The organism is Gallaecimonas sp. GXIMD4217, assembly GCF_038087665.1.
GTDB lineage: Bacteria > Pseudomonadota > Gammaproteobacteria > Enterobacterales > Gallaecimonadaceae > Gallaecimonas.
This window is the reverse complement of sequence record NZ_CP149925.1, coordinates 2274975-2297413: the sequence shown is the minus strand read 5'-3', so window position 1 is coordinate 2297413 and position 22439 is coordinate 2274975. Positions and strand designations below refer to the sequence as shown.

Annotated in this window: 27 protein-coding genes; 24 read left to right on the top strand and 3 right to left on the bottom strand. The window is 65.4% G+C overall.

What is annotated here, in order from left to right; genetic code table 11:
- Positions 1–18 precede the first annotated feature (18 nt).
- Genes WDB71_RS11260 through WDB71_RS11205 form a run of 12 tightly spaced genes read left to right on the top strand, consistent with a single transcriptional unit; the run spans position 19 to position 10068 of the window.
- Entirely contained in the window at positions 19–861 is an 843-nt protein-coding gene (locus tag WDB71_RS11260; RefSeq protein ID WP_341501682.1) for a MinD/ParA family protein, read from the top strand.
- Entirely contained in the window at positions 836–1582 is a 747-nt protein-coding gene (locus WDB71_RS11255) for an RNA polymerase sigma factor FliA (RefSeq protein WP_341501681.1), read from the top strand. The genes WDB71_RS11260 and WDB71_RS11255 overlap by 26 nt, the downstream gene beginning before the upstream one ends.
- Positions 1583–1637: 55 nt before the next feature.
- Positions 1638–2021 (top strand): chemotaxis response regulator CheY, encoded by a 384-nt coding sequence (gene cheY / locus WDB71_RS11250; protein WP_341501680.1) that lies wholly within the window; start codon positions 1638–1640, stop codon positions 2019–2021.
- A 14-nt stretch (positions 2022–2035) separates the two neighbouring features.
- Entirely contained in the window at positions 2036–2767 is a 732-nt protein-coding gene (locus WDB71_RS11245; RefSeq protein ID WP_341501679.1) for a protein phosphatase CheZ, read from the top strand.
- Between the two features lie 12 nt (positions 2768–2779).
- Positions 2780–4939, top strand: a complete 2160-nt coding sequence (locus WDB71_RS11240) for a chemotaxis protein CheA (protein WP_341501678.1) — start codon at positions 2780–2782, stop codon at positions 4937–4939.
- Positions 4940–4954: 15 nt separating this feature from the next.
- Positions 4955–6049: a chemotaxis response regulator protein-glutamate methylesterase gene (locus WDB71_RS11235; protein ID WP_341501677.1), complete on the top strand. Its 1095-nt coding sequence runs from the start codon at positions 4955–4957 to the stop codon at positions 6047–6049.
- Positions 6042–6785, top strand: coding sequence for a flagellar motor protein (locus tag WDB71_RS11230; protein ID WP_341501676.1), 744 nt, complete (start codon positions 6042–6044; stop codon positions 6783–6785). Before WDB71_RS11235 ends, WDB71_RS11230 begins: the two co-directional genes overlap by 8 nt.
- Positions 6786–6788: 3 nt before the next feature.
- On the top strand, positions 6789–7679 hold the full coding sequence (locus WDB71_RS11225; protein WP_341501675.1) for an OmpA family protein: 891 nt from the start codon (positions 6789–6791) through the stop codon (positions 7677–7679).
- A gap of 8 nt (positions 7680–7687) precedes the next feature.
- The gene (locus tag WDB71_RS11220; RefSeq protein WP_341501674.1) at positions 7688–8461 is read left to right on the top strand and encodes a ParA family protein; all 774 of its coding nucleotides are present in this window, start codon (positions 7688–7690) and stop codon (positions 8459–8461) included.
- Positions 8458–9180: a chemotaxis protein CheW gene (locus tag WDB71_RS11215; RefSeq protein WP_341501673.1), complete on the top strand. Its 723-nt coding sequence runs from the start codon at positions 8458–8460 to the stop codon at positions 9178–9180. The genes WDB71_RS11220 and WDB71_RS11215 overlap by 4 nt, the downstream gene beginning before the upstream one ends.
- 11 nt (positions 9181–9191) lie before the next feature.
- Positions 9192–9683: a chemotaxis protein CheW gene (locus WDB71_RS11210; RefSeq protein ID WP_341501672.1), complete on the top strand. Its 492-nt coding sequence runs from the start codon at positions 9192–9194 to the stop codon at positions 9681–9683.
- 10 nt (positions 9684–9693) lie between these two features.
- The gene (locus WDB71_RS11205) at positions 9694–10068 is read left to right on the top strand and encodes a DUF2802 domain-containing protein (RefSeq protein WP_341501671.1); all 375 of its coding nucleotides are present in this window, start codon (positions 9694–9696) and stop codon (positions 10066–10068) included.
- On the opposite strand, the gene WDB71_RS11200 is transcribed toward WDB71_RS11205, so the two are convergent.
- Both WDB71_RS11200 and WDB71_RS11195 read right to left on the bottom strand, forming a co-directional pair.
- Positions 10065–10364 (bottom strand): EscU/YscU/HrcU family type III secretion system export apparatus switch protein, encoded by a 300-nt coding sequence (locus tag WDB71_RS11200; protein ID WP_341501670.1) that lies wholly within the window; start codon positions 10362–10364, stop codon positions 10065–10067. The two genes, WDB71_RS11205 and WDB71_RS11200, sit on opposite strands and share 4 nt — an antisense overlap.
- Positions 10351–11079, bottom strand: coding sequence for a hypothetical protein (locus tag WDB71_RS11195; RefSeq protein ID WP_341501669.1), 729 nt, complete (start codon positions 11077–11079; stop codon positions 10351–10353). The genes WDB71_RS11200 and WDB71_RS11195 overlap by 14 nt, the downstream gene beginning before the upstream one ends.
- A 99-nt stretch (positions 11080–11178) precedes the next feature.
- Between WDB71_RS11195 and ccmA the strand changes: the two genes are divergently transcribed.
- The 11 genes from ccmA (at position 11179) to WDB71_RS11140 (ending at position 20082) form a co-directional block, all read left to right on the top strand.
- Positions 11179–11793 carry a cytochrome c biogenesis heme-transporting ATPase CcmA gene (gene ccmA / locus WDB71_RS11190; RefSeq protein WP_341504212.1) on the top strand — a complete coding sequence of 205 codons (615 nt, stop codon included), beginning with the start codon at positions 11179–11181 and terminating at the stop codon, positions 11791–11793.
- 159 nt (positions 11794–11952) lie between these two features.
- Positions 11953–12618: a heme exporter protein CcmB gene (ccmB, locus tag WDB71_RS11185; RefSeq protein ID WP_341504211.1), complete on the top strand. Its 666-nt coding sequence runs from the start codon at positions 11953–11955 to the stop codon at positions 12616–12618.
- 3 nt (positions 12619–12621) lie between these two features.
- A complete protein-coding gene (locus WDB71_RS11180) occupies positions 12622–13362 on the top strand; it encodes a heme ABC transporter permease (protein ID WP_341501668.1) in 741 nt (246 codons plus the stop codon).
- Entirely contained in the window at positions 13362–13565 is a 204-nt protein-coding gene (gene ccmD / locus WDB71_RS11175) for a heme exporter protein CcmD (protein ID WP_341501667.1), read from the top strand. Before WDB71_RS11180 ends, ccmD begins: the two co-directional genes overlap by 1 nt.
- Positions 13562–14023 carry a cytochrome c maturation protein CcmE gene (ccmE, locus tag WDB71_RS11170; protein ID WP_341501666.1) on the top strand — a complete coding sequence of 154 codons (462 nt, stop codon included), beginning with the start codon at positions 13562–13564 and terminating at the stop codon, positions 14021–14023. Before ccmD ends, ccmE begins: the two co-directional genes overlap by 4 nt.
- The gene (locus WDB71_RS11165; RefSeq protein WP_341501665.1) at positions 14013–15965 is read left to right on the top strand and encodes a heme lyase CcmF/NrfE family subunit; all 1953 of its coding nucleotides are present in this window, start codon (positions 14013–14015) and stop codon (positions 15963–15965) included. Before ccmE ends, WDB71_RS11165 begins: the two co-directional genes overlap by 11 nt.
- Positions 15962–16492: a DsbE family thiol:disulfide interchange protein gene (locus tag WDB71_RS11160; RefSeq protein WP_341501664.1), complete on the top strand. Its 531-nt coding sequence runs from the start codon at positions 15962–15964 to the stop codon at positions 16490–16492. The genes WDB71_RS11165 and WDB71_RS11160 overlap by 4 nt, the downstream gene beginning before the upstream one ends.
- A complete protein-coding gene (locus WDB71_RS11155) occupies positions 16489–16950 on the top strand; it encodes a cytochrome c-type biogenesis protein (protein WP_341501663.1) in 462 nt (153 codons plus the stop codon). Before WDB71_RS11160 ends, WDB71_RS11155 begins: the two co-directional genes overlap by 4 nt.
- Positions 16947–18155 (top strand): c-type cytochrome biogenesis protein CcmI, encoded by a 1209-nt coding sequence (gene ccmI, locus WDB71_RS11150; protein ID WP_341501662.1) that lies wholly within the window; start codon positions 16947–16949, stop codon positions 18153–18155. Before WDB71_RS11155 ends, ccmI begins: the two co-directional genes overlap by 4 nt.
- Positions 18152–18913 (top strand): VacJ family lipoprotein, encoded by a 762-nt coding sequence (locus WDB71_RS11145; RefSeq protein ID WP_341501661.1) that lies wholly within the window; start codon positions 18152–18154, stop codon positions 18911–18913. The genes ccmI and WDB71_RS11145 overlap by 4 nt, the downstream gene beginning before the upstream one ends.
- Before the next feature lie 71 nt (positions 18914–18984).
- Positions 18985–20082: a response regulator gene (locus tag WDB71_RS11140; protein ID WP_341501660.1), complete on the top strand. Its 1098-nt coding sequence runs from the start codon at positions 18985–18987 to the stop codon at positions 20080–20082.
- 44 nt (positions 20083–20126) lie between these two features.
- Here WDB71_RS11140 and WDB71_RS11135 read toward each other — a convergent pair whose 3' ends face one another.
- Entirely contained in the window at positions 20127–21707 is a 1581-nt protein-coding gene (locus WDB71_RS11135) for a peptide MFS transporter (protein ID WP_341501659.1), read from the bottom strand.
- A 207-nt stretch (positions 21708–21914) separates the two neighbouring features.
- On the opposite strand from WDB71_RS11135, the gene rfaH reads away from it, so the two are divergent.
- A complete protein-coding gene (gene rfaH / locus WDB71_RS11130) occupies positions 21915–22406 on the top strand; it encodes a transcription/translation regulatory transformer protein RfaH (RefSeq protein ID WP_341501658.1) in 492 nt (163 codons plus the stop codon).
- The last annotated feature ends 33 nt before the right edge of the window (positions 22407–22439 follow it).

Below are 22439 nucleotides of genomic sequence, written 5' to 3'. Positions count from 1 at the left end.
GCAAACGGCTTGAGGCAGATGAAAAAACGCAGCATTACCAAGGTAGTGGCCGTGACCGGCGGCAAAGGCGGTGTCGGCAAGACCAATGTCTCCCTGAACACGGCCCTGGCCCTGGCCCAGGCCGGCCAGAAGGTGCTGTTGTTCGATGCCGACCTCGGCCTGGCCAACGTGGACGTGATGCTGGGCCTCAGGGTGACCCGCAACCTCAGCCATGTGCTGTCCGGCGAAGCCGAACTGGACGATATCCTCATCGAAGGCCCGGGCGGCATCAAGATAGTGCCGGCCACCTCCGGCACCCAGTCCATGGTGGAGCTGTCCCCGGCCGAGCACGCTGGCCTTATCCGCGCCTTCAGCGAACTCAACGAAACCTTCGACGTGCTCATCGTCGACACCGCCGCCGGCATCTCCGAGATGGTGATGAGCTTCGCCCGTGCCGCCCAGGACGTGATGGTGGTGGTCTGCGACGAACCCACCTCCATCACCGACGCCTACGCCCTGATCAAGCTGCTGTCCCGGGACCACGGCGTGTTCCGCTTCAAGATCGTCGCCAACATGGTGCGCAGCCTGCGCGAAGGCCAGGAGCTGTTCGGCAAGCTGACCCGGGTCACCGACCGCTTCCTGGACGTGGCCCTGGAGCTGGTGGGCACCGTGCCCTACGACGACCACGTGCGCCAGTCGGTGCGCAAGCAGAAGCTGGTGGTCGAAGCCTTCCCCCGTTCCCCGGCCGCCATCGCCTTCAAGGCCCTGGCCTCCCGGGTGATGAGCTGGCCGCTGCCGTCCCGGGCCGGTGGCCACGTGGAATTCTTCCTGGAACAACTGATCGGCGAGCGCGAGCATGGCCGGAGCCAGAACTCTCAATAAACAGCTGGCCGCCTATGGCCAGCGCCGGGAAGTGGACCTGGTCAACAAGCATTCCGAGCTGGTCAAGCGCATTGCCCACCACCTGATGATGCGCCTGCCCCCCAGCGTCCAGCTCGACGACCTGATCCAGGCTGGGCTGATGGGCCTCATCGAGGCCGCCCGCAACTTCGACGGTTCAAAGGGCGCCAGCTTCGAGACCTACGCCGGCATCCGCATCCGCGGCGCCATGTTGGACGAGATCCGCAAGGGCGACTGGGTGCCCCGCAGCGTGCACCGCAACACCAGGGCCATCAGCGACGCCGTGGCCAAGGTGGAGCGGGAAACCGGCGCCGATGCCTCAGACTCCCAGGTGGCCGCCGAGCTCAAGGTCAGCCTGGACCAGTACCACCGCATGCTTGGCGAGGCCAATGCCGGGCGCATGGTGGCCATGGAGGATTTGGGCGTCAGCGACGACGTGCTGGCCCCGGACGACAGCCAGCGCCCGGACCGGGCCGTGGACCGCGAGCACTTCGGCGTGGCCCTGAGCCAGGCCATCAAGGGCCTGCCCGAGCGCGAGGCCCTGGTGCTGTCCCTCTATTACGACGAAGAGCTCAACCTCAAGGAAATCGGCGCCGTGCTCAGCGTCAGCGAATCCCGGGTGTGCCAGATCCACAGCCAGGCCATGACCCGTCTGCGGGCCAGGCTGGGGGAGTGGCGCACCGAGACAGAAAACCTCATTTAAGCCAGGACGTTTTCGTCCGATAACAAGTTAAACGAGAGCTTCGTTGGAGGAAGCGTTGGATAAGAACATGAAGATCCTCATCGTGGACGACTTTTCCACGATGCGCCGCATTATCAAGAACCTGATGCGGGATCTGGGCTTTAACAACTGCCATGAAGCCGATGACGGCAACACGGCCCTGCCGATGTTGCAGGGCGGTGATTTCGATTTCGTGATCACCGACTGGAACATGCCCGGCATGCAGGGCATCGACCTGCTCAAGGCGATCCGGGCCGATGACAAGCTCAAGCACCTGCCGGTGCTGATGGTGACCGCCGAGGCCAAGCGCGAGCAGATCATCGCCGCCGCCCAGGCCGGGGTCAACGGCTATGTGGTGAAGCCCTTCACCGCCGGCACCCTCAAGGAAAAACTCGACAAGATCTTCGAGCGCATCGGCTGAGGCCAGGATAATCCATGTCAAATCAGAGCCAAGGCCGTATCTCTCTGGACCATGCCAAACAGCTGGTGGCGCTGCTGGAGGCCGAGCAGCACCAGCAGGCGGAGAGCCTGCTCAGGGACATGTCCCTGGCCGCCAACAGCGAGCTGTTCAGCGAGGTTGGCAAACTGACCCGGGAACTCCACGACGCCATGACGGAGTTCCAGCAGGATCCCCGCCTGGCCACCCTGGCCACCCAGGAGATCCCGGACGCCACCGAGCGTCTCAACCATGTCATCACCATGACCGAGCAGGCCGCCAACCAGACCATGGACGCCGTGGAAGCCTGCCTGCCCATGGCCGACCGCCTGCTCGACACCGTCGGCGCCCTGCAGCCGAGCTGGCAGCGCCTGATGGAAAAGGAACTGCAGCTGGGCGAGTTCCGCCAGCTCTGCTACGACCTGGACGCCTTCATCAAGGCCTCCGAGGCCGATGCCAACGAGCTGCGCAACAAGCTCAACGAGGTGCTGATGGCCCAGGGCTTCCAGGACCTCACCGGCCAGATCATCCGCCGGGTCATCGAGCTGGTGCGGGAGGTGGAAGAGAAGCTGGTCGGCCTGCTGACCGCCTTCGGTGCCCCCGAGGCCCAGGAACATCAACAACAAAGCGGCATCAAGGCGGAAGGTCCCATCCTCGATGCCGAAAAACGGGATGACGTAGTCAGCAACCAGGACGAAGTGGACGATCTCTTGTCCAGCCTGGGTTTTTAAGGAGCGCGAGCGATGAGCTTCGAGGTCGACGAAGACATTCTGCAGGACTTCCTGGTCGAGGCCGGCGAGATCCTGGAGCTGCTGTCCGAGCAGCTGGTGGATCTGGAAAAGCGCCCGGACGACAGTGATCTGCTCAACGCCATCTTCCGTGGCTTCCACACCGTCAAGGGCGGTGCCGGTTTCCTGTCCCTGGGCGCCCTGGTGGACGCCTGCCATGGTGCCGAGAACGTCTTCGACATCCTCAGGAACGGCCAGCGCCAGGTGACCCCCGAGCTGATGGACGTGGTGCTCAGCGCCCTGGATACCATCAACGGCCAGTTCGCCGAGGTGCAGAGCCGCGACGAGCCCAGCCCGGCCGACCCGGAACTGCTGGAGGCCCTGCATCGCCTCAGTCAGCCCCAGTCCGACGACGCCCCACAACCCGAACCTGTCCAGGCCGAGGAGCCGGCCGCCGAGCCCGAAGGCAAGGGCGGCATCGACGAGATCACCCAGGACGAATTCGAGCGCCTGCTGGACGAGCTGCACGGCAGCAACCAGGGCCCCAGTTCCGAGCCCCAGGCCCAGAACGACTGGGCGCCGGAAGACGAGATCACCGACGACGAGTTCGAAAACCTCCTCGACCAGCTGCACGGCAAGGGCCAGTTCCAGGGCGCCCCCAAGGCCGAGGAAACCAAGGCCGAACCGGCCGCGGGCGACGACCTCATCAGCGACGACGAGTTCGAAAAGCTCCTGGACGACCTGCACGGCAAGGGCCGGTTCCAGGGCGCCCCCAAGACCGGGCAAAGCCAGGTTGAAGCGCCCAAGGCGGAGCCGGCCAGCCGGGGCGACGACCTGATCGATGACCAGGAGTTCGAAAAGCTGCTGGACGACCTGCACGGCAAGGGCAAGGGCCCGACCGCCGAAGCGGCCAAGACGGCCGTTGCCGTGGCCAAGGCCGGCCAGCCCAAGGCCCAGGAAAACAAGGCCACCGAAGCCAAGACGGCCAAGGCCGCACCGCCCGCCGCCGAGGCCACGGTGCGGGTCGACACCCGCAAGCTCGACGAGATCATGAACATGGTCGGCGAGCTGGTGCTGGTCCGTAACCGCCTCAGCACCCTGGGCCTGAATTCGGACGACGACGAACTCTCCAAGGCCGTGGCCAACCTGGACGTGGTCACCGCCGATCTCCAGGGCGCCGTCATGCAGACCCGCATGCAGCCCATCAAGAAGGTGTTCGGCCGTTTCCCGCGGGTGGTCCGGGATCTGGCCCGCAGCCTCAAGAAGGACATCAACCTGGAGCTGGAAGGGGAGGAGACGGATCTCGACAAGAACCTGGTCGAGGCCCTGGCCGATCCCCTGGTGCATCTGGTGCGTAACGCCGTCGACCACGGCGTCGAAATGCCGGACGAGCGCGAGGCCGCCGGCAAGCCCAGGACCGGCACCATCAAGCTGTCGGCCAGCCAGGAAGGTGACCATATCCTGTTGTCCATCGCCGACGACGGTGCCGGCATGGATCCGGACCGGCTCAAGGGCATCGCCATCAAGCGCGGCGTGCTGGACGAAGACACGGCGGCGCGGCTGTCCGACTCCGAGGCCTACAACCTCATCTTCGCCCCCGGCTTCTCCACCAAGGAGCAGATCTCCGACATCTCCGGCCGCGGCGTGGGCATGGACGTGGTCAAGACCAAGATCACCCAGCTCAACGGCACCATCCACATCGACTCGATGAAGGGCCAGGGCACCACCTTGCAGATCAAGGTACCCCTGACCCTGGCCATACTGCCGACCCTGATGGTGGTGGTGGGCGAACAGACCTTCGCCTTCCCCCTGGCCACGGTCAACGAGATCTTCCACCTGGATCTGGGCAAGACCAACATGGTGGACGGCCAGCTCACCATCATAGTGCGCGACAAACCCATACCGCTCTTCTACCTGGAGCACTGGCTGGTCAAGCACAGCCAGCGCCAGAACCAGCAGGGCCAGGGCCACGTGGTGATCATCCAGCACGGCACCCAGCAGGTGGGCTTCGTGGTGGATTCGCTGATCGGCCAGGAAGAAGTGGTCATCAAACCTTTGGGACAGCTGCTGCAGGGTACCCCGGGCATGGCCGGCGCCACCATCACCTCAGATGGCGGCATCGCCCTGATCCTGGACGTGCCGGCCCTGCTCAAGCGCTACGCCCGCAAGCTGTAAAGGGATAAGAACAAAATGGCGATTCGTGTCTTAGTTGTCGACGATTCCAGCTTCTTCCGCCGCCGGGTGACCGAGATCCTGGAGCAGGACAAGGACCTGACCGTGGTCGGCAGCGCCATCAACGGCAAGGAGGCGGTGGCCAAGGCGGCCGAGCTCAAGCCCGATGTGATCACCATGGACATCGAGATGCCGGTCATGGACGGCATCAGCGCCGTCAAGGAAATCATGCTGGCCAACCCGACGCCGATCCTGATGTTTTCCTCCCTGACCCATGACGGCGCCCAGGCCACCCTGGACGCCCTGGAGTCCGGGGCCCTGGACTTCCTGCCCAAGCGCTTCGAGGACATCGCCCGCAACAGGGACGAGGCCGTGGCCCTGCTGCTGCAGAAGGTCAAGGCCATAGGCCGGCGCCGGGGCCTGTCCATCATCCGTGCCCGCCAGCTGCGCCAGAGCCAGGCCCCCAGGCCAGCCGTGACCGAGGCCGCCAGGCCGGCGGCGCCGGCCCAGCCCAGGCCCGCCGAGCCGCCCCGTCGCCGCCGCGCCAGGCCCTACCGGCTGCTGGCCATCGGCTGTTCCACCGGCGGCCCGGTGGCGCTGCAGCAGATCCTGACCCAGTTGCCGGCCGACTTTCCCATGCCCATAGTGCTGGTCCAGCACATGCCGGCCACCTTCACCGCCGCCTTTGCCCAGCGCCTCAACGGCCTGTGCCAGATCGGCGTCAAGGAGGCCGCCAACGGCGACAGCCTCAGGCCCGGCCAGGCCTACCTGGCCCCGGGCGGCAAGCAGATGCTGGTGGAGAACGGCCGCCTCAAGGTACTGGAGGGCCCGGAGCACCTGACCTACAAACCCTCGGTGGACGTCACCTTCGGCTCCGCCGCCAAGAGCTACGGCGGCGACGTGCTCAGCGCCATCCTCACCGGCATGGGCGCCGACGGCCGTGAAGGAGCCCGCCTGCTCAAGGGGCAGGGCGCCACCATCTGGGCCCAGGACGAGGCCAGCTGCGTGGTCTACGGCATGCCCCAGGCGGTGGTGGCCGCCGGCATCGCCGACGAGGCCATCGGCCTGGACAGCATCGCCCAGCGCATCCTGAGCGAGGTGGGTCATGGATAGGCTGGCCCTGCCCGGCATGCTGCTGGGCATCGGCCTGGTGGTGCTGGCCCTGGTGCTGGAAGGCGGCGCCGTGTCCAGCCTGCTCAACGGCCCGGCCGCGATCATCGTGCTGGGCGGCTCCCTGGCCGCCACCCTGGTGCAGTGTCCCTGGCAGCGCCTCAAGCGCTGGCTGCAGATGCTCGGCTGGACCCTGGTGCCCCCCAGGGACAATGCTGAGGAGCTGGTCTTCAACCTGATGGACTGGAGCAACCGCTGCCGCCAGCACGGCATCCTGGCCCTGGAGGGCCTGTCCGAACGCCACGAGGATCCCTTCGTGCGCCGCGGCCTGCAGATGCTGGTGGACGGCAACGAGGCCGAACACATCCGCGAGGTCATGGAAAGCCAGATGCTGCTGGCCCAGGACCACGACTACAAGGCCGCCGACACCTTCCAGATCATGGGCGGCTACGCCCCCACCATGGGCATACTGGGGGCGGTGCTCGGCCTGATCCAGGCCATGGCCCAGCTCACCGACCCCCAGGCCCTTGGCGCCGGCATCGCCACCGCCTTCGTGGCCACCATCTACGGGGTCGGCTTCGCCAACCTGGTGTTCCTGCCCCTGGCGGGTCGCCTGCACGGGCTCATCGACCACCGCAGCCGCTGCCAGGAGGCGGCCATCGTCGGCCTGACCGGCATCGCCGCCGGCGAACACCCGGCTAAGCTGCAGATCAAGCTCAACGCCTATCTGGTGGGGTAAGACATGTACCGTTACCGGCGCCAACACAGGGTCAAGCACAGGGAGAACACCGATCGCTGGCTGGTCTCCTATGCCGACTACATGACGTTGATGTTCGCGCTGTTCGTGGTGCTGTACGCCTTCGTGCTGATGGAGAAGGAGGAGTACCACGAGGTGGTCTCCAACCTGGAGCAGGCCATCAAGAAAATAGCCAAGCCCTTCCCCCAGGAGAACGATGCCGCCGGCCTCGGCATACTGCCCGGCGGCGCCGGCATCCTCGACGGCGGCGACAAGGTTTTGACGCGGGGCAAGGGCTCCGTGGCCGCCGAGGAAGGATTGCTGGCCGGCACCCCCGACAAGAACCCGGGCATACCGTTGCCGGAGCTGGCCGCCGAGCTGGAAAAGGCGCTTGAGGGCGACCAGGCCCTGGCCGGCGCCGAGCTCAAGCTGGGCGAGGAATGGCTGACCCTGGAGCTGCCCGGCTCGCTGCTGTTCGCCTCCGCCAGCGCCACCCTGCTCAACCCGGCACGGGAATTGCTGGAAAGCATTGCCCCTGTGCTGAAGCAGGCCAACAACTATGTGCGGGTGCGCGGCTATAGCGACAACAGGCCGGTGGAGCCGGAGCTGTTCGCCTCCAACTGGGATCTGTCGGCGGCCCGGGCCGCCGCCGTGTTGCGGGCGCTGGTGGCCGAGGGCATAGAGGAGCCCAGGCTGGCCCTGGAAGGCTACGGCGCCTATGGCCAGGCCGGCGCCGCGCCAGAGCAGCGGCGCAAGGTGGTGCTGGCGCTGTCGGTCTATGGCTACCAATCCCCGGAGCCGCTGCCGGCCAGGCCGCTCAGCGACGAGTACCCGCAAATCAAGGAAATCAGCATGGGCAACGGCGGCATCCGAATCACTACCCGCGAAGACAATTGAGGTATGCGTTGAACATCTGGACGGTCGCCAACCAAAAAGGTGGCGTAGGCAAGACCACCACTGCCGTGACCCTGGCTTCGCTGCTGGCCGCCAGGGGCGAGCCGGTGCTGCTGGTGGATATGGATCCCCATGCCTCCCTGACCAGCTATTTCGGCCTGGATGCGGACAGCCTGCCCGCCAGCGTCTTCGATATCCTCAGCGCCGACGGCAATGTCAGCACCGGCCTGCTGGACAAGGTCACCCAGGAGGTGGGCGACAACCTCCACCTGTGGCCGGCGGCCATGACCCTGGCCACCCTGGATCGCCAGCTGGGCAGCCGCGAAGGCCTGGGCCTGCTGCTCAGCCGCACCTTCAAGCGCCTGGACGGCCTCTACCGGCACGTGATCATCGACTGCCCGCCTGTGCTGGGAGTGCTGATGGTCAATGCCCTGGCCGCCTGCCAGCGGGTGCTGGTGCCGGTGCAGACCGAATTTCTGGCCATCAAGGGCCTGGAGCGCATGCTGCGTACCCTGGAGATGATGCAGAAGTCCCTCAGGGGCACCAAGCCGGTGACCATCATCCCGACCATGTTCGACAAGCGCACCCGGGCCTCCCTGGAGGCGCTGCGCCAGCTCAAGGACAGCTTCGGCGACCAGATCTGGCCCGGCGTCATCCCGGTGGATACCCGATTCCGCGACGCCAGCCGCCAGCACCAGCCGCTGCCGGCCCTCAATCCCCAGGCCAGGGGCGTGCTCGCCTACCAGAAACTGCTGGACAGCCTGGTGCCGGAGGTGGTGGCATGAGCAAGCAGCTGATGGAAGACTACTTCGAGGCCCTGTTGGCATCCCCCCGGGAGGAGGCCAGGCCGGTCATGGACGCCGAGCCCAGCGCCGCCGAGCGGGAAAGGGAGAAGGTGGCCAGGCTGCTGGCCCAGGTCAACGCCAAGGTGGCGGAGACGCCCAGGCCCAGGGAGGCCGAAGCGCCGGTCGAGACGGCCGCGCCCGAGGTGGTGGTGCCCGAGCCCGTGCTTGAAGTGGCCCAGACCGCGCCCGCCGAGCCGGCCATCTCCTTCGAAGACAAGGCCGAGCGCCGGGGCGAGTTCCAGGTGCTGCTGTTCGACGTGGCCGGGCTGGAGCTGGCGGTGCCCCTGGACGAGCTGGGCGGCATCCACCAGCTGGGTGAGATCAACAGCCTGTTCGGCAAGCCGGCCTGGTTCAAGGGCATCATGGTCCAGCGCCAGCAGCAACTGAGGGTGGTGGATACCGGCCTTTGGGTGATGCCGGACAAACAACAACAGGAAGAATACCGCTACCTGGTGATGCTGGGCGACAGCCCCTGGGGCCTGGCCTGCAACAGCCTGGTGCGAACGGAAGTGTTGACCGGCGAACAGGTGCGCTGGCGGAGCCCCGGCTCCAAGCGCCCTTGGCTGGCCGGCATGGTCAAAAGCAGAATGTGTGCCCTCCTTGACGTCTCGGCCATGCTCGGCATGCTTGAGCAAGGGGCCGGTGCAACGGAGCATTAAGAGAGTTAACCATGACCGACAACAAGGATCTGGCCAAGGTGGCCGACGCCAACGACAAGGTGCTGCAATGGGTCACCTTCAAGCTGGATAACGAGACCTACGGCATCAACGTGATGCAGGTGCAGGAGGTGCTGCGCTACACCGACATAGCCCCGGTGCCCGGCGCCCCGGACTATGTGCTGGGCATCATCAACCTGCGCGGCAACGTGGTCACCGTCATCGACACCAGGGCCCGCTTCGGCCTGGCCCCGGCCGAGGTCTCCGAGCAGTCCCGCATCGTCATCATAGAGGCGGATAAGGAGGTCATCGGCATCCTGGTCGACTCGGTGGCCGAGGTGGTCTACCTGAAGAGTTCCGACATCGAGGTGGCGCCCAACGTCGGCACCGAGGAGAGCGCCAAGTTCATCCAGGGCGTCAGCAACCGTGAAGGCGAGCTGCTGATCCTGGTGGATCTCAACAAGCTGCTCAATGACGAAGAGTGGGAAGAGATCCTGAGCCTCTGATATGGAATGGATGACCTGGCTGCTGCTGGCGCTGATCTTCGGCCTGATCGCCCTGTTCGGGGTGATGTCCCGCCGCCAGCAACAACTGCAACAGCAGCTTGACGACCTCAAGAGCCGGCTGGACGCCCAGCAGGGCCAGCTCAACGAGGTGCACAGCGGCGCCATCGGCATGGGTGAACGGCTGCTGGCCATGGCCGGCGAGGTGGAGCACCTCAAGGGCGCCCAGGACGAGCTGGTGCACCATGATCCCCAGAGCAAGCTCTACAGCCGCGCCGCCAAGATGGTGGCCCTGGGTGCCGACGTGGACGAGCTGATGCGCGAATGCGAACTGCCCCGGGCCGAGGCCGAGCTGCTCTACAACCTCCACAGGCCAGGCAAGGCCTAGACCCTGGCGTGATGACCGTCGCCGTCCCGCCAATGGGGCGGCGTCTTGCCCTGCAGGTACCAGGCAAAGGCGATCAGCTCGGCGATGATCACATAGAGCTGTGGCGGGATCTCGGCGCCGGCCTCCAGCCGCTCCAGCATGGCCAGCAGGGCCTCGTCCTCGTGCACCATGACCCCGGCCTCCCGGGCCGCCGCCAGCAGCTGCCTGGCCTCCTCGCCGCTGACCTTGAAGTCCAGGGTCGGTGCGCTCAGGCCGTCGTAACTGAGCCCCAGGGCCCTGGGTTCAGGCCTTTTCATAAAATCCTTCCTGGCGCGGCAGCAAACTTTCCGGCACCTGGCCGCGATAGCTTTCCAACGGCACCCTGATCCCCAGTTTTTCCAGGCGCCCGGCCAGCACCGGCAGGGCCTGGTCCAGCGTCACCTTCAGCGCCTCGCTGTCGGCGTAGAAGCGTACCCGGCCGGCGCTGGCCAACACCAGCAGCCGGCCCAGGCCCGGCAGGGGCAACAGCAGGGTCACCACCAGCTCGGCATCGGTTTGGGCCTGACGTCCCCTGGGCTTGGGCCAGCTCAGCTCCAGCCAGTCGTCGCTTTTGGGCAGCGGCAGGGAAAAGAAGAGCGCCTCCTGCTGCTGGCTCTGCCACTGGCCCTGTTCCAACCGGGCCGAGGCGGCATCCAGCAGTTTCTTGCTTTCATCGGGCAGGGCGGCCAGCCAGGCCTGCAGCCGGGGCGGCAGCCTTTGTGGAGGCAGGCGCAGCACCGCCGCCAGCAGCCTCAGGGTCTGGCCCCAACCCTGGTGCCGGGCGCCGAGCAGGCCGGCCAGCAGCAGCGGCAGCTGGGCCGGCGTCGGTAGCTCCAGGGGCAACAGCTGCTGCAGGGCCTGGCCGCTGGGTGCGGGCAGGAACAGGCTTGGGGGCAGGGTATTGGCCATGGCCGGGGCGGGCCTTTGGGGCTTGCTTTCTGCCTTGGCGGGCTCGAGGGGGATGGCGACCTTCTGGCCGGGATTGATTTTCATCAAGGCACTGCCCGATCGTCTGACCCAATCACGGGAGTATGGTATCATCGCCGCGATTTTTCTTGGCAATTCAATACCGAGGAGCCGGTGACTCAAGCCCTGTTGGCCGCCCAGGACCTTTGTTGTATTCGCGAGGAACGGGTGCTGTTCGAAGGCCTCGACCTTCACCTTCATCCGGGAGAGCTGGTGCAGCTGGAAGGCCCCAATGGTGCCGGCAAGACCAGCCTGCTGCGGATCCTGGCCGGCCTCAGCCAGGCCGAGGAAGGGCAGGTGTTCTACCTGGGCGAGCCCATCCACAAGGCCCGGGAGGCCTACCACCAGGATCTGCTGTTCCTGGGTCACCAGAGCGGCGTCAACCAGACCATGACCGCCCTGGAAAACCTCGCCTTCTACGCCAGGGTGCTGCCGAGCCGCGACCAGGATCTCTGGGCCATACTGGCCCGGGTCGGCCTGGCCGGCTTCGAGGATGTGCCGGTGGGCCAGCTGTCGGCCGGCCAGCAGCGCCGCGTGGCCCTGGCCCGGCTCTGGCTGAGCCCGGCGCGGATCTGGATCCTCGACGAACCCTTCACCGCCATCGACAAGCAGGGCGTGGCCGAGCTGGAGCTGCTGTTCGCGGTGCACTGCGAGGGCGGCGGCGTGGTGCTGCTGACCACCCACCAGGACCTTGGCAGCGCCAACGCCAGGCGCCTGTCGCTGCTGGGGGAAACGCCATGATATCGACCTTCAAGGTATTGGCGAGTCGGGAACTCAATATCGCCTGTCACCACCAGACCAGGCCGGAGGCAGCGCCATGATGTCGACGTTCAAGGTATTGGCGAGTCGGGAACTCAATATCGCCTGTCACCACCAGACCAGGCCGGAGGCAGCGCCATGATGTCGACGTTCAAGGCCCTGCTGGCCCGGGACCTCAATATCGCCTTTCGGCGCCGGGCCGAGGTGATCAACCCGCTGGTGTTCTACCTCATCGTCATTACCCTGTTCCCCATCGGCGTCGGCTCGGATCCGCAGCTGCTGGGCCGGCTGGCACCCGGTGTCATCTGGGTGGCGGTGCTGCTGTCGGCGCTGTTGTCCCTGGAGCGGCTGTTCCGGGACGACTTCCAGGACGGCACCCTCAACCAGCTGCTGCTGCTGCCGGTGCCGCTGCCGGTGGTGGCCCTGGCCAAGGTGGTGGCCCACTGGCTGCTGACGGCGCTGCCGCTGATTTTGCTGTCGCCCCTGGTGGCGGTACTATTGCACCTGGACTGGCAGGCCTGGCAGGCGGTGGTATTGAGCCTGCTGCTGGGCAGCCCGGTGCTGAGCCTGGTGGGCGGCGTCGGCGTGGCCCTGACCGTGGGCCTCAAGCGCGGCGGCGTGCTGCTGAGCCTGCTGGTGCTGCCGCTGTACATTCCTGTGCTGATATTCGCAACCGCCTGTGTGGAAGCGGCCGCCCTGGGGCTGCCCTACCACGGGCAATTGGCTTTGCTGGCCGCCATGAGCATGGGTGCCGTTACCCTGGCCCCCTTCGCCATCGCCGCCGCCCTGAGAGTGAGTGTGAACTGACCCATGTGGAGCTGGTTACATCCCTATGCCAAGGCCGAGACCACCTTTGGTCTTTGTGGCCGCCTGTTACCCTGGTTTCTGGTGCCGGGCCTGGCCCTGGTGCTGGTGGGCACCGTCTGGGGCCTGGCTTTTGCCCCCGTTGACTATCAGCAGGGCAACAGCTTCCGCATCATCTACATCCATGTGCCCTCGGCCATGCTGGCCATGGGCGGCTACCTGGCCATGGCCATCGCCGCCCTGGTGGGCATGGTCTGGCAGATCCGCCTGTCCGACCTGACGGTGCAGGCCATAGCCCCTGTGGGGGCGGCCCTGACCTTCGTGTCGCTGTTCACCGGCGCCGTCTGGGGCAAGCCCACCTGGGGCACCTGGTGGGTCTGGGATGCACGCCTGACCTCCCAGCTGATCCTGCTGTTCCTCTATGTCGGCATCATGGCCCTGTTCGCCGCCTTCCAGGACAAGCGCCTGGCCGGCCGCGCCGCCGGCATCCTGGCCCTGGTGGGGGTCATCAACCTGCCCATCATCCACTTCTCGGTGGAGTGGTGGAACACATTGCACCAGGGCGCCACCATCTCCAAGTTCGAGAAGCCGTCCATCGACAGCGGCATGCTGTGGCCGCTGCTGCTGAACCTGTTCGGTTTCGGCCTGCTGCTGGGGGCCATCAGCCTCAAGCGCTTGCGGGGCCTGATCCTGGAGCAGGAGGCGCGTCGTCCCTGGGTGCAGCAGCTGATCAAGGGAGGCAACTGATGGCCTTCGATAGCGTCCAAGCATTCCTGGCCATGGGCAAGCACGGTTTCTACGTGTGGCTGTCCTATGGCGTCACCGCCCTGGTCCTGGCCGGCATCGCCTGGCAGGCCTGGCGCAGCGAGAGCAAGATCCTAAGCAATCTACGTCGTCGCCAGGCCCGCGAAGCGCGGCGCCAGAAGGCACGAGAGGAGTCGTTAACGTGAACCCACGTCGCAAGCTGAGGCTGACCATAGTGGCCAGTGTGCTGGTCGGCCTGTCGGTGACCATAGGCCTGGTGCTGTACGCGCTGAGCCAGAACATCGACCTGTTCTTCACCCCCACCGAGATCCACCAGGGCAAGGACGGCGTCACGCCGGTACCGGGCCAGCGGCTGCGCATCGGCGGCCTGGTGGTCAACGGCTCCGTGAGAAGGGCCCAGGACAGCCTGACCGTGAGCTTCGACCTCACCGATGACGGCGGTGGCATGGTCACGGTCCGCTACGACGGCATACTGCCGGACCTGTTCCGGGAAGGGCAGGGCATAGTGGCCCAGGGCGTGTTCACCGAGGATGGCGCCATTCAAGCCTCGGAAGTGCTGGCCAAGCACGACGAGAACTACATGCCGCCGGAGGTGGCCGAAGCGGCCAAGAAGATGCACGAGCGGGGTGTCAATGGTTCCTGAGCTTGGGCTCTTCGCCCTGATCCTCGCCCTAGTACTGGCCGCCTTATTGGCGGTCTATCCATTATGGGGCGCCCAGCGCGGTGACGGCCGGCTGATGGCCCTGGCCAAGCCCCTGGCCTATGGCCAGCTGCTGTTCGTGGCGGCGGCCTTCGGCGCCCTGCTGTGGGCCTTTGCCGTCAACGATTTCTCGGTCAGCTACGTGGCCTCCCATTCCAACACCAAGCTGCCCCTGGCCTACCGGCTCAGCGCCACCTGGGGCGCCCACGAGGGCTCCATGCTGCTGTGGGTGCTGACCCTGGCCGGCTGGACCGCCGCCGTGGCCCGCTTTTCCAAGGCGCTGCCGGCGCCGGCCCTGGCCCGGGTGCTGGCGGTGATGGGGATGATCTCGGTGGGCTTCCTGCTGTTCATCCTGTTCACCTCCAATCCCTTCGAGCGGGGCCTGCCTTATTACCCGGTGGACGGCCGCGACCTCAACCCGCTGCTGCAGGATCCGGGCCTCATCATCCACCCGCCGCTGCTGTACATGGGCTACGTGGGCTTCTCGGTGGCCTTCGCCTTCGCCATAGCGGCGCTCATCTCCGGCAAGCTGGACACCGCCTGGGCGCGCTGGTCCCGGCCCTGGACGGCGGCCGCCTGGCTGTTTTTGACCCTGGGCATCACCCTGGGCTCCTGGTGGGCCTACTACGAGCTGGGCTGGGGCGGCTGGTGGTTCTGGGATCCGGTGGAGAACGCCTCCTTCATGCCCTGGCTGGTGGGTACGGCGCTGATGCACTCCCTGGCGGTGAGCGAAAAGCGTGGCGTGTTCAAGGCCTGGACCGTGCTGCTGGCCATCGCCGCCTTCTCCCTGAGCCTGCTGGGCACCTTCCTGGTCCGCTCCGGGGTGCTGGTGTCGGTGCATGCCTTTGCCTCCGATCCCAGCCGCGGCATGTTCATCCTGGCCTTCCTGGTGCTGGTGATAGGTTCCAGCCTGGCCCTGTACGCCCTGCGCGCCGGCAAGGTCAAGAGCCAGGGCCGGTTCGAGCTGCTCAGCCGCGAGACCCTGCTGCTGGGCAACAACCTGATGTTGACCACTGCCTGCGTGGTGGTGCTGCTGGGCACCCTGATGCCGCTCTTTTACCGGGAGCTGGGCCTGGGTTCCATCTCGGTGGGCGAACCCTTCTTCAACCTGCTGTTCACCCTGCTGTTCGTGCCCTTCGCCTTCCTGCTGGCCATGGGCCCCCTGGCACGCTGGAAGCGCGAGCAGGCCGGCCCGCTTTTGAAGAAGCTGGGCCTGGCCGCCATCGTCAGCCTGGTGCTGGGCATCACGCTGCCCTGGCTGCTCCAGGGCCAGGCCAGGGGCCATGCGGTGCTGGGCCTGGCCCTGGCGCTGCTGATCCTGGTTTCCAGCATCCAGGAGGTGCAGCTGCGGGTGGGCGCGCGCCACGGTTTCGCCAAGGGCCTGTTCAAGCTGACCCGCAGCCACTGGGCCATGATCCTTGGCCACCTGGGCCTGGCGGTGTCGGTGATCGGTATCGCCCTGACCACCAGCTACAGCATCGAGAAGGATGTGCGCATGGCGGTGGGTGACAACTTCCTGGTGGCCGGTTACGAGTTCCGTTTCGAGGAGCTCAGCCAGGTCCAGGGCCCCAACTATGAGGGCCATATGGCCGAGATCGCCGTCTATGAAGCCGGCGACAAGGTGGCCCAGCTTCACGCCGAGAAGCGCTTCTATACGGTGGCCAGCTCGGTGATGACCGAGGCCGGCATCCACTGGAACCTGAGTCGGGATCTCTACGCCGCCCTGGGCGAGCGCCTGGACGACGGCGCCTGGGCCGTGCGCCTCTATGTGAAGCCCTTCGTTCGCTGGATCTGGGGTGGCGGCCTGCTGATGGCCCTGGGTGGCCTGCTGGTGGTCAGCGACAGACGTTATCGCTTCAAGCGCCTGCAACGGGAGGTGGCATGAAAAAGCTATGGGTATTGGGCCCGCTGCTGGCCTTCCTGGCTCTGGTGGTGTTCTTGTTCCGGGGCCTGTTTTCCGATCCCACCGAGATAGAGTCGGCGCTGATCGGCAAGCCGGTGCCGGCCTTCGAAATGGTGGATCTGTTCGACACCGACAAGCGCCATAACGGCGAGCTGCTGAGGTCCGGCCAGCCCGTGCTGCTCAACGTCTGGGCCACCTGGTGCCCCACCTGCTACGCCGAGCACCAGTACCTGAACCAGCTGGCCAGGCAGGGGGTGCGCATCGTCGGCCTCAACTACAAGGACGAGCGCGACGGTGCCATCCGCTGGCTGAGCCGCCTCGGCAACCCCTATGAGGTGACCCTCTACGATCCCGACGGCATGCTGGGCCTGGATCTGGGCGTCTATGGCGCCCCCGAGACCTACCTTATCGACGGCAACGGCATCATCCGTTACCGCCACGTGGGCGACGTCAACGACAGGGTCTGGAGCCAGGTGCTGGGGCCCAAGTACGAGGAGCTGCGCCAATGAGAGCCTTTTTCGCCGCCCTGTTGCTGACCCTGGCGGCCTGCCAGGCCCAGGCCACGGTGGACACCTACACCTTCGATACGCCGCAGCAGGAGGCCCAGTTCAAGGAGCTGATCGCCGAGCTGCGTTGCCCCAAGTGCCAGAACCAGAACCTGGCCGACTCGGACGCGGCCCTGGCCAAGGATCTCAAGGACAAGGTCTACCAGATGACCATGGCAGGCCAGAGCCGGGAGCAGATCATCAGCTATATGAAGGCCCGCTACGGCGACTTCGTCCATTACCGGCCGCCGCTGCGCCTGGATACCCTGCTGCTGTGGTTCGGGCCTGTGCTGGTGCTGCTGGTCGGCCTGGTGGTGATCGTGCGCCGGGCCAAGGCCAGTCAGCAGCAGGCCGATAGCCTGGCCGAAGACGAGCAGGCCAGGCTGGCCGCCCTGTTGGAAGAAGAGGAGAAGCGCCGATGATGGAGCTCTGGCTTGCCATGGCCGTCATGGTGCTGCTGGCCGCCGGCTTCCTGCTGTTGCCCAGGGCCAGGCAGGGGTTGGGTGACGACCAGCAACAGGTCAACCTGACCCTCTATCGCCATCGCCTGCGGGAGCTGGAAGGGGAACGCCGCGAAGGCCTGGTGGCCGACGACAAGTTCAACCAGCTGGAAAATGAACTCAAGCGCAGCCTGCTGGACGACGTGGATGCCGCCCCCCGGCAGCAGCGCGCCTTGCCCTGGCCGGTGTTGCTGCCCGGCCTGGCATTGCTGCTGGCCTCCCTTGGCATCTACGCTTATCTGGGGGGCCACCAGCAGCAGGCCCATTGGCAGGGCGTCATGGACAGCCTGCCGACCCTGGCCGAGCGGGCCCTGCGTCCCCGGCAGGATGAGCAGCTGAGCCGCCAGGACATGCAGGATCTGGCCCTGGGCATACGTTCCCGCCTGGCCGAGCAGGGTGATGACAAGAACGCCTGGGTGTTCCTGGGCCGGGTCGCCTTCTCCCTGGGCGATGCCGAGATGAGCGCCGACGCCTTCGACAAGGCGCTGGAGCTGGATCCCGGCAATGCCAGTGCCCTGCTGGGACTGGCCCAGAGCAAGCTGCTCAGCGGCAGCCAGGGCGATCGCCAGCGCGCCGCCCAGGCCCTGGCCAGGCTGCTCAGCCAGGATCCCGGCAACGTGGACGCCCTGCTGCTGATCGGCTTCGTGGCCTTTGAGAACCAGGATTTCGACAAGGCCATCGAGGCCTGGTCGCTGCTGGCCAAGCAGTTGCCGGCCGGCGACAACCGCCTGGCCCTGGTCCAGGAGCGCTTGGCTGAAGCCAGGCGCAAGGCCAGCGGCGTGACGGTGTCACTGGATGTGCGGGTCGAGCTGGCCCCCGAGCTGCAAGATCAATTGCCGGAGCAGGCCAGCCTGTTCGTGTTCGCCCGCGACGTGGCCGGTGGGCCGCCCCTGGCGGCGGTACGCATGCCCCTGTCCAGGCTGCCCACCCAGGTGGTGCTGTCGGACGAGACCAGCATGATCCCGGGTCGCTCCCTGAGCCAGGCCCAGGAAGTGGTGGTGGGTGCCAGGATCAGCGCCGGTGAGTCCCTGGCCCTGGATCAGAGCGGCGATCTGCGCGGCCTGTCCGAGCCCGTCAGGGTGGATACGGGCTCAGTTGCCATCACCATTAAGGAAAGGATCGAATGACAAGGATAATGCCCCTCCTGGCGCTGTTGCTGTTGGGCGGCTGTGCCAGCAAACCCCAGGTGCTGCCGGATGCCGAGCCGCCGGTGTTGCCGCCGTCGTCCGAACGGGACCCCCTGGAAGGGTTCAACAGGGCCATGTGGGAGCTCAACTACGAGGTCATAGACCCCCATGTGGCTCGTCCGGTCACCGTGGCCTACAGCGAGAACGTGCCCAAGCCCATCCGCACCGGCCTGCTCAACTTCGCCAACAACCTGGGCGAGCCTTCCAGCGCCGTCAACCAGTTCCTGCGCTTCGAATGGGGCCAGGCGGCCACCACCACCGGCCGTTTCCTGATCAATACCACCATAGGGGTGCTGGGGCTCATCGACGTGGCTGGCCACTGGGGCATGGAGCGCAAGGAGACCGAGTTCGGCGAAGTGCTGGGCTACTACGGCGTGGCCGAGGGGCCCTACATCATGCTGCCGGCTCTGGGGCCCACCACCATCCGCGAGGAGGTGGGCGAATGGGTGGACTTCCTCTATCCGCCCCTGGGGGCCCTGAACTTTACCGAAAAGGCACTGCGCTGGACCATTCGCGGCCTGGATGCCAGGGAAAGGGCCATGGAGCAGGAGGGGCTGCTCAACCAGAGCCTGGATCCCTATGCCTTTGTCCGTGACGCCTATTTCCAGCACGTCTATTTCAATACCTATAACCAGGCGCCCCCCCAGCCCCCTGAAGAAGAGCTGGGTGACGAGGATTTCCTGGATGAGATTGACTAATCTCAATACAGGGCAGTAACTACAGAGGGGGCTTGGCCCCCTTTTTTCGTGCTATGACAAGACGGGTATTGGTGGTCGACGACGAAGTCGTCTTCCTGGAGTTGGTGAGCAGCTTTCTCACCCGGCGTGGCTTCCTGGTGGAAACCGCCGCCACCGGGGCCGAGGCCCTGGCCTGCCTGGCCAGGGAGCACTTCGATCTGTTGCTGTGCGATCTGCGCCTGCCGGATATGGACGGCCTGGCCGTCATCGGCCAGATCCGCGACCGTCACCTGGATCTGCCCATCATCGTCATCTCCGGCCAGGGTGAGATGGAAGACGTCACCAAGGCGCTGCGCCTGGGGGTGGCCGATTATCTGGTCAAGCCCCTGCCCGAGCTGGCGGTGCTGGAGCATGCCCTGGAAGCGGCCACCCAAAAGCGCCGCCTGCTCCTGGAAAACCAGCGCCTCAGCGAGGAGCTGGAGGCGGCCCATGTGGAGCTGGAGCTGAACCTGAGGCTCCTTGAGGATGGTCGCCTGGCCGGGCGTGAAGTACAGCAACAACTGTTGCCGGAAAACAGCCTTCAGTGGCATGAGGTGACGATCTGCTACCAGCTGCTGGGCGCCAGCGAGGTCGCCAACCAGTTCGTGGACTTCGTCGCCCTGGACGACCGTTACCTGGTGTTCATGGTGTCCCGCTTCAGCGCCGCCGGCGCCACCTCCGCCTTTCTGTCGGTGCTGCTGAAGAGCCTGCTCAACCAGCCGGTGAAGCAATACCGGCCGGGTGAGCCGTCCGTGTTGCTCAATCCTGGCCCCTTCCTCAACTACCTCAACGGCGAACTGCTCAAGAGCCAGTTGGAACAGCCGGTACGGCTGTGCTTCGGCGTGATTGACCGCCAGCAGCAAAAACTGCTGCTGGCCAATGCCGGCTATCGCCCCGAGCCGGTGCTGTTGCAGGGCAAGGAGAACCACAAGCTGGCCGGCGCCGAGGTACCGGTCGGCATGTTCGAGTGGAGCCGCTATCACAGCCGGGAGCTGCCTTTTGCGGGCGATGCCAGGCTGGTCGTCGCCAGCAGGCCGTTGGCGGGCCTGGCAGAACTCAAGGCCACGCCGACCCTGTGTGAGCAACTGGCCCTGCCGGTAGAAGGAGGCAGGGACGAAGAACTGCTGCTGCTGGCGCTGTTCAGGCAATAAAAAACCCGCCATGAGGCGGGTTTTTTTAATGTCAGGGCAATGCCTTAGGCGTTGTGGCCCTTGGGCATGGCTTCGTGCTCGCCGGTAACGGCCACTTCCTCTTCGGGATGGTGGTGTTCCTTGGACTCGGCGCCGTGCATCCAATCGATCAGCTTGTCGGACATCAGGTAGAGGATGATGGCGGAGATCACGCCGGTGGCGACCAGGCCGCCGAAGATGGCCAGGGACTGGTCGACCATGGCCGCTTCCTTCAGGGCTTCGGCGCACTTGGTCAGCTCGGTACCGGCGCTGATGCCGTCGGCCTGACACTGGGCTTCGAAGGCCTCGGCACCGCCGTGAACGCCGATCAGGGAGCCGATGGCGGCGGCCACATAGTTGGCCAGGCCGGTGAAGAAGAACCACAGGCCCATGAACAGGGAGGCCAGCTTGACCGGCGCCAGCTTGGTGACCATGGACAGGCCAACCGGGCTCAGGCACAGCTCACCCAGGGTGTGGAACAGGTAGGCACCCACCAGCCACAGCATGGAGGCCTTGGCGTCGCCGCCGGCGATCTGCATGGAGGCACCCATCATGAACACGAAGCCCAGGCCCAGCAGCAGCAGGCCCAGGGCGAACTTCACCGGGGAGGTGGGCTCCTTGTCGCCCATCTTCACCCATAGGCTGGCAAAGACAGGGGCGAAGAGCACGATGAAGAAGGCGTTGATGGACTGGAACCAGGCGGTGGGCACTTCGAAGTCACCCAGCATACGGTCAGTGAACTTGTCGGCATAGATGTTCATCAGGCCGCCGGCCTGCTCGAAGCCGGCCCAGAAGACGATGGTGAACAGGCCCAGGATGAAGATGACCTTGATACGGTCGCGCTCGACCTTGGACAGGGGGCCCGCCTGGTCGTCTTTCTTCTTCTGGTTCTTTTCCAGCTTGGCTACCGGCACTGTGCCGATGTCGCCCAGCAGCTTCTTGGCGAACAGCATCTGGATGATCAGCGACAGCACCATGCCCACACCAGCCGCGGCAAAGCCGGCCTGATAGTTGTTGACGAAGATCTCCTCGCCGTTAACTACTTCCGTATAGCCGAAGTACTGGTAGGCGGCACCCACCAGGATACCGGACAGGAAGGCGCCGATATTGATGCCCATATAGAAGATGGTGAAGGCACCGTCGCGGCGGTGGTCGCCTTCCTGGTACAGGTCGCCCACCATGGTGGAGATGTTGGGCTTGAACAGGCCGTTACCGGCGATGAGCAGGGTCAGGCCGGCATAGAAGAGGGTGTTCTCCAGGCCCGGGAACCAGGCGTGGGGGGCGGCCAGGGTAAACTGGCCGGCGGCCATCAGGGCGCCGCCGATGAGGATGGCCTTGCGTTGGCCAAGGATGTTGTCGGCCAGCCAGCCACCGATGAGGGGCGTCAGGTAGACCAGCATGGTGAAGGTGCCGTACAGCTGCAGGGCTTCGGCTTCGCTCCAGCCGAGGCCGGCACCGCCCTGGCCCTGTACCTTGTCTACCAGATAGAGCACCAGGATGGCGCGCATGGCGTAATAAGAGAAGCGTTCCCAGAGTTCCGTGGAGAACAGCAGGAAGAGGCCCTTGGGATGGCCAAGGAAGGTTCCCTGGCTAGGCGCTTGGCTCATGATGATTCCCGTCCTTCAAATGTAGTTGTAAGTGTTAACAGCTCCTTATACCGACACTAATGTGAAAACACAACCGAGCCCCGTTAACCCGAGGTTAAGCTGTGACCAAACGCACCGGCTCATGGTTTAATGCCTTGCCTGCATCAAATGCTTCTGTAAAATCAGGACGCTACTTTTGTGGCTACCTGGTAAAACATGGAGCAGTGAATGAGGGCCTGGTACCTGCTGTATTGCAAACCCAAGCAAGAGGCAAAGGCGAAGTGGCACCTCGACAACCAGGGTTTCAACACCTACCTGCCGCAGATCCTGGTCGAACGCGTGAAGCGCGGCCGGCGGGTACGGCAGGAAGAGCCGCTGTTCCCCAATTACCTCTTTATTGAGCTCGATGACGAGCTGGATAACTTCACGGCGGTGCGTTCCAGCCGTGGGGTGAGCGACTTCGTGCGCCAGGGGCCGCTGCCCCTCAAGGCGCCGGCCGGCCTTATCAAAGATCTGGTCCTGAATGAAGAGCGACTTGAGCAGCTCGGAGCAGGTCAACATGCCCCCAAGGCGGGCGAAGTGGTGGTGATATCATCCGGCCCCTTCAGTGGCCTGAAGGCCGTTTACCAGATGCCAAAGGGTGGAGACAGGGCCCTGGTGTTGGTCGAGCTACTGGGCAAGTTGACCAGGTTGGAAGTGGATAACAAGGACATTCAGTGAGGGTTGGGCGACCGGCTGTAACCTGGATGTCAT